The 703-nt window shown below is 60.9% G+C and carries 1 protein-coding gene; it reads right to left on the bottom strand.

Features of this window, described 5'->3' with window-relative positions:
• On the bottom strand, window positions 1–693 hold a 693-nt coding region (locus Q2941_RS51790), incomplete at its 3' end, for an IS110 family transposase (protein WP_458197568.1).
• Between the last annotated feature and the right edge of the window lie 10 nt (window positions 694–703).

Below are 703 nucleotides of genomic sequence, written 5' to 3'. Positions count from 1 at the left end.
ATGCACGCTGTCGACGCAGCGAGCGTAGGACGCGAAGTTGCCGACGTCGGCGAACCGGTCGATCGGACCTGCTTCCAGAAGAATGACGGTGGCAAGCGTCTGGCCGATCCCTGGCACGCTGGTCAATAAGCGGTATTGCGGCCGGGGCCTGACGCGTTCTTGCAGGCGCTTCTCCAGAACATCGATCTGTGACTGCAATGTCGCGATCACCGCGACGTTCGCCTTGATTGCCAAGCTTACGTCCGCCGCCAGTGGCAAGCTGTCGATCGTATCGTCGGTCAGCCGTTTGATCTGATTGCTGGTCATCCGCCCACCGAACTGCCTGGCCATGATGTTTTCGACCGCGAGGATATGTGTCGTGCACGATTGCACCAGCTGCATGCGCTTGCGTGCCAGATCGCGCAGCGCGCGGTGTCCCCTCGGTAGAATCGTTCCCGTCGGCAGGATGCCCAGTCGCAAGAGATGGGCCAGATGCTGCGCATCGGTCTCGTCGCCGCTGTGCTTGAGGCCTTCGTATTGCTTGATCGCAGCGGTGTTGGCGAGATACACGTGCATCCCTGCGTCTTGCAAGCCATCGACCAGCCAATACCAGTTGTAGGTCGATTCGACGACGACGCCGGCCAACTGGTCTTGCCATCGGGCCAGAAAGCCGACGATCTTCGTGATGTCGTTTGCCAAGCGCTTCTGCGCCACGACCCGGTCG

The organism is Bradyrhizobium sp. UFLA05-153 (assembly GCF_054185185.1).
Note: the sequence above shows the minus strand (reverse complement) of the source record. Positions and strands in the feature narration are given on the sequence as shown.